General features: G+C 69.6%; 15 protein-coding genes. 11 read left to right on the top strand and 4 right to left on the bottom strand.

The genetic code is table 11. The features are described 5' to 3' along the window. Positions 1-13: 13 nt before the first annotated feature. The 3 genes from ACFOY2_RS30105 to ACFOY2_RS30095 all read right to left on the bottom strand — a co-directional run bounded on the left by ACFOY2_RS30105 (position 14) and on the right by ACFOY2_RS30095 (position 2,715). Positions 14-415, bottom strand: a complete 402-nt coding sequence (locus tag ACFOY2_RS30105) for an Rv3235 family protein (RefSeq protein WP_379531469.1) — start codon at positions 413-415, stop codon at positions 14-16. Between the two features lie 175 nt (positions 416-590). Beyond that, positions 591-1,904, bottom strand: coding sequence for a PTS transporter subunit EIIC (locus tag ACFOY2_RS30100; RefSeq protein WP_379531468.1), 1,314 nt, complete (start codon positions 1,902-1,904; stop codon positions 591-593). 70 nt (positions 1,905-1,974) lie between these two features. After that, positions 1,975-2,715, bottom strand: coding sequence for a GntR family transcriptional regulator (locus ACFOY2_RS30095; protein WP_379531467.1), 741 nt, complete (start codon positions 2,713-2,715; stop codon positions 1,975-1,977). A 125-nt stretch (positions 2,716-2,840) separates the two neighbouring features. On the opposite strand from ACFOY2_RS30095, the gene ACFOY2_RS30090 reads away from it, so the two are divergent. The 6 genes from ACFOY2_RS30090 to nagZ all read left to right on the top strand — a co-directional run bounded on the left by ACFOY2_RS30090 (position 2,841) and on the right by nagZ (position 8,087). Next, the gene (locus ACFOY2_RS30090; RefSeq protein ID WP_379531466.1) at positions 2,841-3,875 is read left to right on the top strand and encodes an SIS domain-containing protein; all 1,035 of its coding nucleotides are present in this window, start codon (positions 2,841-2,843) and stop codon (positions 3,873-3,875) included. 99 nt (positions 3,876-3,974) lie between these two features. Beyond that, positions 3,975-4,211 carry a glucose PTS transporter subunit EIIB gene (locus tag ACFOY2_RS30085; RefSeq protein WP_379531465.1) on the top strand — a complete coding sequence of 79 codons (237 nt, stop codon included), beginning with the start codon at positions 3,975-3,977 and terminating at the stop codon, positions 4,209-4,211. Between the two features lie 10 nt (positions 4,212-4,221). Next, positions 4,222-4,668, top strand: coding sequence for a PTS sugar transporter subunit IIA (locus tag ACFOY2_RS30080; RefSeq protein ID WP_379531464.1), 447 nt, complete (start codon positions 4,222-4,224; stop codon positions 4,666-4,668). 136 nt (positions 4,669-4,804) lie between these two features. After that, positions 4,805-5,065 (top strand): HPr family phosphocarrier protein, encoded by a 261-nt coding sequence (locus tag ACFOY2_RS30075; RefSeq protein ID WP_357812021.1) that lies wholly within the window; start codon positions 4,805-4,807, stop codon positions 5,063-5,065. Next, complete coding sequence (ptsP, locus tag ACFOY2_RS30070) at positions 5,062-6,729, top strand: phosphoenolpyruvate--protein phosphotransferase (protein WP_379531463.1); 1,668 nt, start codon at positions 5,062-5,064, stop codon at positions 6,727-6,729. Before ACFOY2_RS30075 ends, ptsP begins: the two co-directional genes overlap by 4 nt. A gap of 62 nt (positions 6,730-6,791) precedes the next feature. Continuing rightward, on the top strand, positions 6,792-8,087 hold the full coding sequence (gene nagZ, locus ACFOY2_RS30065) for a beta-N-acetylhexosaminidase (RefSeq protein ID WP_379531462.1): 1,296 nt from the start codon (positions 6,792-6,794) through the stop codon (positions 8,085-8,087). On the opposite strand, the gene ACFOY2_RS30060 is transcribed toward nagZ, so the two are convergent. Then, a complete protein-coding gene (locus tag ACFOY2_RS30060; RefSeq protein WP_379531461.1) occupies positions 8,084-8,878 on the bottom strand; it encodes a F0F1 ATP synthase subunit A in 795 nt (264 codons plus the stop codon). The two genes, nagZ and ACFOY2_RS30060, sit on opposite strands and share 4 nt — an antisense overlap. Positions 8,879-9,020: 142 nt before the next feature. Between ACFOY2_RS30060 and ACFOY2_RS30055 the strand changes: the two genes are divergently transcribed. The 5 genes from ACFOY2_RS30055 (at position 9,021) to ACFOY2_RS30035 (ending at position 12,296) form a co-directional block, all read left to right on the top strand. Continuing rightward, complete coding sequence (locus ACFOY2_RS30055) at positions 9,021-9,668, top strand: HAD family hydrolase (protein WP_379531460.1); 648 nt, start codon at positions 9,021-9,023, stop codon at positions 9,666-9,668. A gap of 53 nt (positions 9,669-9,721) precedes the next feature. Beyond that, complete coding sequence (locus ACFOY2_RS30050) at positions 9,722-10,219, top strand: DUF6912 family protein (protein WP_379531459.1); 498 nt, start codon at positions 9,722-9,724, stop codon at positions 10,217-10,219. A 103-nt stretch (positions 10,220-10,322) separates the two neighbouring features. Further along, positions 10,323-10,787 carry a DUF2690 domain-containing protein gene (locus ACFOY2_RS30045; RefSeq protein WP_379531458.1) on the top strand — a complete coding sequence of 155 codons (465 nt, stop codon included), beginning with the start codon at positions 10,323-10,325 and terminating at the stop codon, positions 10,785-10,787. Positions 10,788-10,870: 83 nt separating this feature from the next. Beyond that, on the top strand, positions 10,871-11,497 hold the full coding sequence (locus ACFOY2_RS30040) for an HAD family hydrolase (protein ID WP_379531457.1): 627 nt from the start codon (positions 10,871-10,873) through the stop codon (positions 11,495-11,497). Positions 11,498-11,588: 91 nt separating this feature from the next. Beyond that, the gene (locus tag ACFOY2_RS30035; protein ID WP_379531456.1) at positions 11,589-12,296 is read left to right on the top strand and encodes an HAD family hydrolase; all 708 of its coding nucleotides are present in this window, start codon (positions 11,589-11,591) and stop codon (positions 12,294-12,296) included. Positions 12,297-12,299 lie beyond the last annotated feature (3 nt).

Raw genomic sequence — 12,299 nt, 5'->3', positions numbered from 1 at the left:
TCGCGTGGGGTTTCTACGCGGTCTCGAATTCGGTGCACAACCATTGCACGCCGCGCCGTTCCATGCGGATGGCCAGGACGCGGTCGCGGTCGCCGCAGTGCACGAGGACGCACATTTCCAGCGCCCCTTCCCGGGGCTCCTTCACGTGGAGGCTGCCGGCGAAAGGGGGGTGTGTCGTGTGCAGCATCCGCCCCGCGAGGATCAGTTCCCGGTAGGCGCGCTCGGTGAGCCTGTCGGCCAGCGACTCCGGTGGGCGGCGCCCGGAGAGCACTTCGGCGAGGGCCTGGCCGAAGTGGCGGAGCTTGCGCTCGTCGGGGACGGAGCCCGGCGGGCCCCATACCAGCGGGCTGGTACGAAGCGCCAGGGCGCCCTGGGTCTTGACGGGCGATTCCTCATGGGCAGGGGCTGTTGACACCGGTCCTCCATATGCCGTGGGGGTGAAGAGGCAATCGCTATAAGGAGTTTTCGGCTCGGCCGGGGAATGCGAAATGCTCCAGCTTCCTGGATCGCCGCCCGGATATGTCCCTTAAATGGGCGCAAGGCGGTCTCGAGTTGGATCCCCCTGGGCGGAGTCGAGGTAACGCGGCCGGCTAGGTTTCGCCCGCGTCGACGTCGGGCTCAGGTTCTCGGCCGGGGGTCAGGATGTTCAGCCTGCGGATCAGGAACGTGAAGACGACGTAGTACACCCCGCCGTAGATCACACCCAGGACGAGGATGCCGGCCAGGTTCGAGGTGTTGGCCTTGCTGGCGTTCAGCAGCAGGTCGAGCAGCCCTGCCGAGAAGCCGAAGCCGAGCTGGCCGCCGATCAGGGTCGTCACGGCCATGGACAGCCCCGTCAGGAGCGCGTGCACGACGAAGAGCGCGGGGGCGACGAAGATGAAGGCGAACTCCAGCGGCTCCGTGACGCCCGTGACGAACGAGGCCAGCCCCGCCGACAGCATGATGCCGCCCACGGTGGCGCGTCGGTGGGCGGGGGCCGCCCGCCACATGGCCAGGGCGGCGGCCGGCAGGGCGAACATCATGATGGGGAAGAAGCCGGCCATGAACTGGCCGGAGTGCGGGGCGCCGCCGAAGTAGCAGTTCCAGTCGCCGCCCAGCACCCGCCCGCCCACCTCGCACTGCGGCACCACGTACCAGACGACCGAGTTGACGAAGTGGTGCAGGCCGAGGGGGATGAGCAGGCGGTTGATCACGCCGTAGATGCCGGTCCCGACGGGGCCGATGGCGGCCAGGGCCTCGCCGGCGTGCCGGATCCACTCGCCGATCACCGGCCAGAGCCAGCCGAAGAGCACGCCGATGAGCAGCGCCACGATCGAGGTGATGATCGGCACGAACCTGCGCCCGCCGAAGAAGGCCAGCCACGACGGCAGCTTGATCCGGTGGAAGCGCTGCCACAGCACCGCGGCGACCAGGCCCATCATGATGCCGCCGAGCACTTTGGTGGGGTTCTGCAGGCCGTAGTCGATGATCTCCTTGACGCCCTGGCCTTGGACGGCCTTGATGACGACGGTGTCGCGGATGCCGGAGCCGGAGAACATGACCTTGGTGACCCGGTCGAAGACGAGGTAGCCGACCACGGCGGCCAGCGCGGTCGAGCCGTCGGCCTTGCGCGCGAAGCCGATCGCCACCCCCACGGCGAACAGCAGCGGCAGGTTCTCGAACAGGGCCGCCCCTGCGGCGGCCAGCACCGCGGCGACCTGGTTCATCCAGGCGAACCCTGCCACGTCCGCCAGGCCGCCCGGATCCCCACCGTTGGAGCCGAGCATGTCGGGCTGGCCGAAGCGCAGCAGCAGGGCCCCCGCGGGCAGCGCCGCGATGGGCAGCATCAGGGAACGGCCCAGCCGCTGGAGCACGGTCATCAGGCGAGCGAACGGCGAGGGCCGGGCGTCGGTGGTCTCGTTCACCGGGCTTTCCTCCGGGAGAGGGGATCGGGCCGTCCGGGGGTCGGGAACGGGCGACCGGCGGGGGAGGCCCTCAGCTCCGTCTGGCGGGCATTTCCAGAATCGTACGCAGCTGGTAGCGGTCGGCGCGGTACGTGGACACGCCCAGTTCCGCACAGGCGCCGCCCGAGAACGACCGGCGCTGCAGTAGCAGCACGGCCCCGCCGCGCGGCAGTTTCAGCAGGTCGGCGTCGCTCGGGTCGGCGATGCCGCCGTCGATGGTGAGCTCGCCGGCGTCCATGACGAGGCCGTAGCGGCTCTCCAACAGCCCGTACAGTGATTTGTCCGACAAATCGTGGGAGGCCAGATCGGGGGCGAACTTGACCGGGATGTGGGCCCGTTCGATGGACAGCGGCTCCCCGTCGGCCGTCCGCAGCCGCTCGATGAAGTGAACTTCCTCACCCGGCTGGATCCCCAGCTCCTTGGCCAGGTGGGCGCTGGCGCGGACGATCCGGCGATCGAGGTCGCGCGAGCCGGGGATCATGCCGCGGGCCCGCATGTCGTCGGTGAACGACGTCAGCTGCAGCGCCAGCTCGATCTTGGGCCGGGCGACGAACGTCCCCTTGCCGGGGACGCGGTGCAGGCGGCCCTCGGACACGAGATGGTCGACGGCCTGCCGTACGGTCATCCTGGACAGGCCGAAGCGCTGACAGAGCTCGCGTTCTGACGGGATCGCCGCGCCGATGCTCAGCTCGTCGCTGTCGATGAGGTCCAGCAGGATCTCGCGAAGCTGGAAGTACTTGGGCACCGGGCTGTCCGGATCGATGTGCGCCACGGATCCTCCCCTCGAACTGACCTTGGGCGATGGGCTATGGTTCGTACTGGTCTAGTCCGGACTAGACCACATATCGCGAAAGACGGTCAAGTCCGAGCCGCAATGAGTTGAAGGATGAGCCCACGATGACCACGAAGATGCGCAGCGAGATCGCCGAGCAGCCGGCCGCGCTGCGGGCCACACTGGACTCCCTGCTCCCGAGGGTCGACGAGGTGAGAGCGGTGGGCGAGCAGGCCCGCCAGCTTCTGTTCATCGCGCGTGGCACCTCTGACAACGCCGCAGTCTACGGCCGCTACCTGGTCGAATCGCACGCGGGGCGCCTGTCGGCGCTGGCCGCGCCGTCGATCGCGACCACGTACAAGCGCCGGCTGGACCTGGACGGTGTGCTGGCCGTGGCCATCTCGCAGTCGGGGCGGACCGAGGAGATCGTCGAGACGCTGGCCTGGGCCAAGGACTGCGGGGCCAGGACCGTCGGCATCACCAACGGCGGCCCGGACAGCCCGCTGGCGCAGGCCGCCGACGTGGCGCTGTGCACGGTCGCGGGGGAGGAGAAGGCCGTTCCCGCGACCAAGACGTACACGACGCAGCTCGCCGCGCTGGCGGTGCTCGCGCTGGGGCTCGGCGCCGACGTGGACGTGAACGAGCTGCGGCGGGTTCCCGACGCGGTGGAGAAACTCATCGCCGAGCCGGGGGACCTGGCGGCCGTGGTCGAAGGGCTGCTGGACAAGCCGGGTGTGGTGGTCTCGGGGCGCGGACTGGCGTTCTCGACCGCCCTGGAGACGGCGCTGAAGCTCAAGGAGGCCTGCTACCTGCACGCCATGGGGCTGTCGTACGCCGACCTGCTGCACGGCCCCATCGCGGTGGTCGACGCCGACACCCCGGCGCTGCTGGTCGCCGCCGAGAACAGCCCGACGCTGCAAGGGACGATCGCACTGGCCGAGCGGGTGGTGGCGGCCGGCGCGGCGGCGTACACGATCGGGGGCGGCACAGCGCTCGCACGGGCGGGCACGGCCGCGCTGAACGGCCCCGACCTGCCCGAGTGGGTGGCCCCGATGGGGCTCATCGTCCCGGGTCAGCTCCTCACCGAGGCGCTGGCCCGCAGGCTCGGCATCGACCCCGACTCGCCGCGCGGACTGAACAAGGTCACCCAGACCGATTGATCTGGAGAAAGCCGGCCACGGTTCTGCGGGCGCCCGCAGTTCGCATATCGAACGCCAGCGACAATTCATACTGGTCGAAAGAACCGAGGGAGGGGCCGGATGGCGGCCGATGCGAACGCGATCATCGCCGGGCTGGGCGGTGCCGGCAACATCATCGAGATAGAGCCCTGCATCACCCGCCTGCGTACGGAGGTGCACGACGCGTCCAAGGTCGACCAGGCCGCGCTCAAAGCGGCGGGCGCGCACGGCGTGATGGCCGCGGGAAACGTGGTTCAGGTCGTCGTCGGGCCGGAGGCGGACACGATCGCCAGCGACATCGAGGACCTCATCGGCTGAGGGCGGGTCCATGACGACTGTTCTCGCCCCGGTCGAGGGGGCGGCTGTGGGGCTGGCCGCCGTGCCCGATCCGGTGTTCTCCGCGGGCATGGTGGGGCCGGGGATGGCGGTCGATCCTCTGCGCGTGCCCGGGAAGGCCGTAGCCCCCATAGCTGGAAAAATCATGAAACTGCATCCGCATGCGTACGTCATCGTCGGGGACGACGGCAAGGGCGTGCTGGTGCACCTGGGCATCGACACCGTCCAGCTCAAGGGGAAGGGGTTCCGGCTCCTGGCGGCCGAGGGCGACCGGGTCATCGCCGGGCAGCCGGTCGTGGCCTGGGACCCCGCGGTGGTCGAGGCCGGCGGCCGCTCGCCGGTCTGCCCGGTCGTCGCGCTGGACGCCCTGTCCGAGTCCGTGACCGGGGTCGCCGAGGGCGCGGTGCACGCCGGGGACGAGCTTTTCCGATGGGAATAGGCAGGACTCGCGGTCGCCTGTGATCGTATCGACCGGAACGCGAGACAATGGGGGAGCCGCCGACTTTGATCGCGATCGGCTGGCGCACCCGGACAGGTCCGGCTGGTCTGGACCGGCACAGAAAGAGAGAGAGTCAATGGGCGAGCGCAAGGTCACCGTGGCCGCGGACGTCGGGCTGCATGCCCGTCCCGCGGCGACGTTCGTGCAGCGGGCCAAGCAGGCCCCCATGGACATCACGGTGGCGAAGACCAACGGCGAGGGCCCGGTCAACGGCAAGAGCATCCTCGCGATCATGGCGCTCGACGTCCGGCAAGGCGAAGACGTCGTGATTCGTGCTGAGGGCGACGGCTCGGACGAGATCCTCGACGAGCTGGCCGCGATCGCCAGTACGCCATGAACCTGCGGGGGGTGGGGGTCAGCCCGGGAATCGGGCACGGGCCCTCGTTCATCCTTGACGTCTTCGTGCCCGAACCCCCCGAGGGCGCCACCTACACCGGTGAGGCGGATCAGGAAAAGGAGCGCGCGATGGTCGCGCTCACGCAGGTCGCGGGCGAGCTGGAGGCCCGTGGCAACCAGGCGGGCGGCGAGGCCGAGGAGATACTCAAGGCCCAGGCGCTGATGGCCGAGGACCCCGGTGTGGTCGTGAAGGTGAGATCACTGATCGATCGCGGTCTGGCCGCCCCCAGGGCGGTCTTTGAGGCTTTCACGAAATATCGGGACGTGCTGGCCGGCTCGGGCGGCTACCTCGGCGAGCGCGCGGCAGACCTGGACGACATCAGGGACCGCGTGATCGCGCTGCTCAACGGGCAGACGCTGCCGGGTGTGCAGGGCGCGCCCGACGAGCCGTACGTGCTGATCGCCCGCGATCTCGCGCCCGCCGACACCGCGTTGCTGACCAAGGCCAGCGTCGCCGCCTTCGTCACCGAGGAGGGCGGCCCCACCAGCCACACGGCGATCCTGGCCAGGGCGATGGGCGTGCCCGCCGTCGTGGCCTGCCCCGGCGCGACCGGCATCCCGCCGGGTGTGCGGGTCATGGCCGACGGCACCTCGGGTGAGGTGCGCGTGGAGCCCGCGGAGTCCGACGTGGCCGAGGCGGTCGGCGCGGCCACGGCCAGGAGGACCGCCCTGTCCGCGGTCAGGGGCCCCGGCAGGACGGCCGACGGGCATCCGGTTCCGCTGCTCGCGAACGTCGGCGGCCCCGCCGAGTTGGCGGCCGCCGTCGACGCGGGTGCCGAGGGCGTCGGGCTCTACCGGACCGAGTTCCTCTTCCTCGACAGGATCGAGCCGCCGTCCGCCGAGGAGCAGCGGAGTGCCTATCGGGCGGCGCTGGAGGCGTTCCCCGGCGGCGACGTGGTCGTGCGGACCCTCGACGGCGGCGCGGACAAGCCGCTGGCGTTCCTGCCCGTGCCGGCCGAACCGAACCCGGCGCTGGGTGAGCGCGGCCTGCGTCAGTTCAGGAGGTTCCCCGAGGTGATGGAGGCGCAGCTCGGCGCGCTTGCGGCCGTCGCCGCGCAGGGGCTGCGGGTCATGGCGCCGATGGTGGCCACCGCCGAGGAGGCCGTCTGGTTCGCGCAGGCGTGCCGGGCCAAGGGCCTGCCGAGCGCGGGTGTGATGATCGAGATCCCGTCGGCCGCGCTGCGCGCCGCGCACCTGCTCGAACCTGTGGATTTCATCTCAATCGGCACCAACGATCTGGCCCAGTACGCCTTCGCCGCCGACCGCCAGGTCAGCGCCGTCGGGGTGCTGAACGACCCGTGGCAGCCGGCGCTGCTCGACCTGGTCGCCATGACCGCCGAGGCCGCGTCGTCGGCGGGCAAGCCGTGCGGGGTGTGCGGCGAGTCGGCCGCCGACCCGGCCCTGGCCTGCGTGTTCACCGGGCTTGGGGTCTCGACGTTGTCCATGGGGGCCGCGGCGCTGGCGGCCGTACGCGCCGCGCTGGCCGCGCACACGCTGGAGCAGTGCCGCAGGGCGGCCGAGGCCGCGCGGGCACAGGTGACGGCGGCCCGGGCGCGGGTGGCGGCCCGCGCGTACCTGCCGGGACTCGGCCGGCTGGGCCTGTAAACCAGGACGTTTCGGCAAGATCGCGGCTCCGGGCGGGTCGTCAGATGGATACCTTTGGAGGCATGCTTCGACGGATCGGTACGGCAGGACTCCTGGTGGCCGCGCTCACGGCGTGCGGCATTGGCGACGGCCCGGCGGGGGCCACCCCGACGGGCGGCAAGGCCGCACCGCCCGCGCCCACCACGCCGGCCGCGCCCACCACGCCCGCGTCGCGGCCCCCGGCGAACACCGTCGAGCGCGTCTTAGCGAAGATGAGCCTTGAGGAGAAGGTCGGCCAGCTCTTCATGCCCGTCCTGTACGGCGCCTCGGCCGAGGCGGCCTCGGGCGAGAACCAGGCCAGGTACGGCGCCCAGACCCCGGCCAAGGTGATCGCCAAATACCACCTGGGCGGTGTGATCCTCTTCCCGCACAACGTCAAGAGCACCCGCCAGGTCGTCGGCCTGACCAACGGCATGCAGCGGGCGGCGGGGAAGGTCCCGATGCTGATCGCCACCGACCAGGAGAACGGCCTGGTGTCCCGGATGTCCGCGTTAATGACGGACTTCCCCGGCGCGTCCGAGATCGGGGCGACCAAGGACCTCATGTTGTCGCGGGAGGTGGCCAAGGCCACCGGCACCGAGCTGCGCGCGCTCGGCGTCAACCTCGACTTCGCCCCTGTCGCCGACGTGAACATCGACCCGCGCAACCCCGTCATCGGCAGGCGGGCCTTCGGCGACGACCCGGCCAGGGTGGCCAAGATGGTCGCGGCGGCGGTCAAGGGGTTCAAGGACGCCAAGATCGCCGCGACCGCCAAGCACTTCCCCGGCCACGGTGACACCTCCGTGGACAGCCACACGGGCCTTCCGGTGATCAAGCACACCAGGGCCCAGTGGGAGCGGATCGACGCGCCGCCGTTCAAGGCCGCCATCGAGGCCGGGGTGGACGCCGTGATGAGCGCCCACATCGTCTTCCCCAAGCTCGACTCGTCGGGCGACCCGGCGACGCTGTCCAAGACCATCCTGACCGGCCTGCTCAGGAAGAAGCTCGGCTTCGACGGCGTGATCTCCACCGACGCCCTCAACATGGAAGGGGTGCGCAAGAAGTACAACGACGGCGAGATCGCGGTGCGCGCCGTGCTGGCCGGGGCCGACCTGCTGCTCATGCCGAACGACCTGCCCAAGGCCCACCACGCGGTGCTGGCGGCGGTCAAGTCGGGCCGCATCTCCAAGCAGCGCCTCGACGAGTCGGTCACCCGGCTGCTCACGCTCAAGCAGTCGAAGGGGCTGCTGATCAAGGCGCCCGTGGCCTCGGCCGACGAGGCGGCCGGCGTGCTGCGCTCCGCCGGGCACCGCAAGCTGGCCGCCCGCGCCGCGGGTTAGTGTGAGCCGTGCAGCCCGCTGGCGATGAACATCGCCGCGAGCATGGCGAACAGGAACGCCTGCAGGAACTGGATCAGCAGCTCCAGCGCCGTCATCAGGATCGTCATGAGCACGCCCAGCACTCCGAGACCTACACCGAGCGGGCTGAGCTCCTCGAACAGGAACCAGAAGCCCACCGAGCTGAAGAAGGCCACGATGATGTGGCCGGCGAACATGTTCGCGAACAGCCGGATGAAGTGGGTGAACAGTGAGCTGAGGAACACCTCGGCGAGGATCAGCGGGGCGTAGATGCCGTACGCCCAGCGGGGCAGGCCCGGCAGGTGCACCACGCCGTGCAGGTAGCCGCGGACGCCGTGGTGCCGGACGCCGAGGTAGACCTTGATGGCGTACACGGTGACTGCGAGCACCGCCGGGAAGGAGATGTTCGCGGCGACGGGGAACTGGATGAGCGGGAAGAGGCCCATCAGGTTCCAGACGAGCACGGTCAGGAAGATCGTCAGGAGGAGGCCCATCCAGCGCTCGGCGTCCTTGCCGAGGTGGGGCCTGGCGATCTGGTCGCGTACGAACACGTACGTGTATTCGCCGATGCTCTGCCACCCGCGTGGCACGATCTTCGGCTTGGCGAACGCGGCCCAGCACACGGCCATGACGATGACCGAGCTGAGCAGGGCGAGCAGTACCGGTTTGGTGAACCATTCCGGCCCGCCGGGAATGATGGGGGCGAACTGGAACAGTTCCAGCCCGGGGGCCTGCCACTGTTCCGGTGAGGTGATCAGGATCGTCGTCCGCACGGCGGTCCCTTCTGGGTAGCGAGCTAACGCTGGAAAACCACCCTAAAGGGATAAATCGGACGCCTTTTATTCGGGTTATATCCCCAAATAAAACGGCTGGCCCGGTGGAAAAGCCGTTTCAGGGACGCTCTACCCTAGAACGATGGTTACGGGTGTGCTCATCGACTGGGGCGGGGTGCTGACGACCAGTTTGTCCGACTCCATCGCGCGCTGGATCGCGGCGGATCGGATCGACGGCGACCACTACCGCGAGGTCATGCGCGAGCTCATCGACCACGCCTACCGCGAGGGGAACGGCGAGAACGCGATCCACGCCCTGGAACGCGGCGAGATCGACGGGCCCTCGTTCGAGCGCGACCTGGCCGCCCGGCTGCTGACCCTGGACGGTGCGCCGCCGGTGGCCGAAGGGCTGCTGGAGCGGATGTTCGCGGGGTTCGAGCGGGTCGATGCGATGTACGACATGCTCCGCGACGTACGTGTGAACGGGGTGAAGACGTGTTTGGTATCCAACTCCTGGTCCAACACCTACCCCCGCGACGACTGGGACGAGGTCTTCGACGCGGTCGTGATCTCCGGCGAGGTCGGCATGCGCAAGCCCGAGGCCCGCATCTTCCACCACGCGCTCGACCGGATCGGGCTCGCCGGTGAGGAGTGCGTGTTCGTCGACGACATCGAGGCCAACATCCTGGCCGCCCGCGCGCTCGGCATCGCCGGCATCCACCACCGCGACGCGGACACGACCATCGCGGAGCTCGAATCCCTCCTCCGTCTGACGCTGCGACGGGCATGATCTATACGTGGGCCTGTTACTAGCGGTGCCCGTGCGACTCTGAAAGGTTCGTCATGCGCGTCTATCTGCCGTGCACTCTTCCGGTTCTGGCCGCCGCGGTCCAGGCGGGGGAGCTGGGCCCGGCCCCACTGACCGGCTACGCGGTGACCCCCGCGCTGACCGAGTGGTACGCCTCGGGCGACACCGAGGAGCTCGAATACGTCGCGCTCACGGAGGCGGCCCGAGCCTCGCTGCGCCTGCTGGCCGCCGACGGCGCCGAGGCCGCGCCCAGGCGCGTGGTGGTGGCGGCCGAGGTGCCGGAGGGCTCGGTCAAGGCGAGCGCCGATCCGGCCGAACGCGGGAGGGTGCGCCTGGCGGATCCGGTCCCGCTGGCCAAGGTCGCCTCGGTGCACGTGGACGACCTCGACGCGGTGTCCGACATCGAGGCGGCGATCGCCGCGCTGCCCGCCGCCGACGACGGCGACGACGACGCCCGGTTCACGGTGGACGGAGCCGAGGCGCATGAGCTCATGTGGTACGCGACGCAGGAGATCCCGGATTTGTGGCCATAGTGATATAGGTCATACTTCCTGACTTACTCGACTCGGCATGGTTCGCTGACATTAGGGTCCCGACCCAGCACACACTGTCTCTGAAACGAGGAGTCGGTCCCAAGTGAAGCTTCGAGCTGTGGCGACCGCGATCGGGGTGGCGGCGTCGGTCGTCCTCATCGCCGGGTCCCCCGCCCACGCGCAGGCCGGACCCAAGCAGCGCTACGACCACAAGGACCCCTACAAGGCGGGCTGCGCGAGCACGTCCCGCGTGGTCGAAACCGCGAAGCTCAAGAGCCCCATGCGCGAGGAGTGGGGAACTGTCTCCCTCATGTGGTCCAGAAAGTGTCAGACCAACTGGATCAAGGTCAAGACCAGCGCCAAGGTCACCGGAACCATCAATCTGTACACGCAGGACCGCAGGAGCGACAGCTTCAGCTTCAAGAAGGGCAACCGCGGCGTGCACTGGGGCGACATGCTCTGGGCCAATGACATGTGCGCCTGGGGCAGCGTCACGGTCCAGCAGAACGGCGGCCGAGGCGGCCAGTACGCCACCGGTTCCACCGGAATGGACGCGGCCTGCAACTGACCTTCGCGGGGGCCGTGACCGACCGGTCGCGGCCCTCTGCCGTTCACAGAGATGTCACAGCTGCCCAGTAAGCTAGGCGCGACATGACGAAGCACATTATCTGGGATTGGAACGGCACGCTCTTCCACGATATCGACGCCGTGGTCGGAGCAACCAACGAGGTTTTCAAGCCGTACGCGCTGCCCGTGATGACCGCCGACGGCTTCCGCGCGGTCTACACCCGGCCCATCTGGGTCGCCTATGAACGCATGCTCGGCCGTCCCCTGGCCGAGGGCGAGTGGGAACTGCTCGACAACGGGTTCCACGAGCACTACTTCCGGCTGAGCGACGTCTGCGGGCTGGCCGCCGACGCCGAGCTCGTGCTGACGAGCTGGACGGGCACCCAGTCGCTCTGCTCGATGGCGCCGCACGCCCACCTGGTGCCCAAGGTCGACTCGTTCGGCATCACCCGCCACTTCACCCGGATCGACGGGCTGCTCGGCGGCACCGGCGGCGAGAAGGCCGCCCACATGACCCTGCACATCGAGGCCATCGGCGTGGACCCCGGCGAGGTCCTCGTGATCGGCGACAGCGTGGACGACGGGCTGGCCGCCAAACACGTGGGAGCCAAGGCCGTGCTGTACACCGGGGGGATGACGACGCGGGCCGAGCTGGAGAGCACGGGGCTGCCGGTCGTCGACACCCTCGCGGAGGCCCTCGACCATGCCTGAGCGCGCTTGAAATCGCTCAGGCGGAGCCTTGAACGCGGCGCCGGCCGTACCCTTTGAGGGAACCCCCCAGGAGGCTGCCATCAACCGCCTTGTGCTCTGGAACGTCGACCTGACGCTCGTCGACGTCGCCATCGTGACCCGTGACGCCTACGCCGAGGCGTTCCGCATCGTGACCGGGCGTCCGCTCGTCAAGCTCGTGCCCCCGCTGGGGCGGCCCGACTCCGAGATCGTCTTCGAGACGCTCGCGGTGAACGGCATCGTGGCCGAGGACGACCATCTGCCCCGGTTCCTGTCGGCCCTGGCCATCGCCTTCGCCGACCGGCGCGGGCGGCTGGCCAAGGAGGGCCGCATGATGTCGGGGGCCAAGGACGCGCTCAAGTCGGTGTCCAGGCTGGATGGCGTGGTCCAGACGGTGCTGACCGGAACGATCAAGAGCAACGCCGTGCACAAGCTGAAGGCGTTCGGGCTCGACAAGTACATCGACTTCGACCTGGGCGGTTACGGCGAGGAGGTCTACCCCAAGGCGACCCTGCTGCAGGTGGCCCAGGGGCGGGCCAAGCAGCGGCTCGGAACCGCGTTCACGGCCGCCAACACCGTGGTGATCGGTGACTCGACGCGCGACGTGCAGGCCGCCAAGATCGGCGGGGCCATGATGATCGGGGTGGCCTCCGGGCGGTCGATGGCGGCCGAGCTGCGCGAGGCGGGGGCCGATCTGGTTCTGCCCGATCTGTCCAACGCCTCAGAAGTGGTCGCCGCCGTCTCGGGCCTCACCTCCCCGATTCCGCACAAGTCCCGCTGAGCC

This window comes from Nonomuraea purpurea, assembly GCF_042650645.1.
Taxonomy (GTDB): Bacteria; Actinomycetota; Actinomycetes; order Streptosporangiales; family Streptosporangiaceae; genus Nonomuraea; species Nonomuraea purpurea.
This window is presented reverse-complemented; position numbering and strand designations above follow the sequence as displayed.

Coding starts and splice junctions, on each gene's coding strand:
- ACFOY2_RS30090 (WP_379531466.1), top strand. CDS start 2,841: ATGACCACGAAGATGCGCAGCGAGATCGCCGAGCAGCCGGCCGCGCTG.
- ACFOY2_RS30085 (WP_379531465.1), top strand. CDS start 3,975: ATGGCGGCCGATGCGAACGCGATCATCGCCGGGCTGGGCGGTGCCGGC.
- ACFOY2_RS30080 (WP_379531464.1), top strand. CDS start 4,222: ATGACGACTGTTCTCGCCCCGGTCGAGGGGGCGGCTGTGGGGCTGGCC.
- ACFOY2_RS30075 (WP_357812021.1), top strand. CDS start 4,805: ATGGGCGAGCGCAAGGTCACCGTGGCCGCGGACGTCGGGCTGCATGCC.
- ptsP (WP_379531463.1), top strand. CDS start 5,062: ATGAACCTGCGGGGGGTGGGGGTCAGCCCGGGAATCGGGCACGGGCCC.
- nagZ (WP_379531462.1), top strand. CDS start 6,792: ATGCTTCGACGGATCGGTACGGCAGGACTCCTGGTGGCCGCGCTCACG.
- ACFOY2_RS30055 (WP_379531460.1), top strand. CDS start 9,021: ATGGTTACGGGTGTGCTCATCGACTGGGGCGGGGTGCTGACGACCAGT.
- ACFOY2_RS30050 (WP_379531459.1), top strand. CDS start 9,722: ATGCGCGTCTATCTGCCGTGCACTCTTCCGGTTCTGGCCGCCGCGGTC.
- ACFOY2_RS30040 (WP_379531457.1), top strand. CDS start 10,871: ATGACGAAGCACATTATCTGGGATTGGAACGGCACGCTCTTCCACGAT.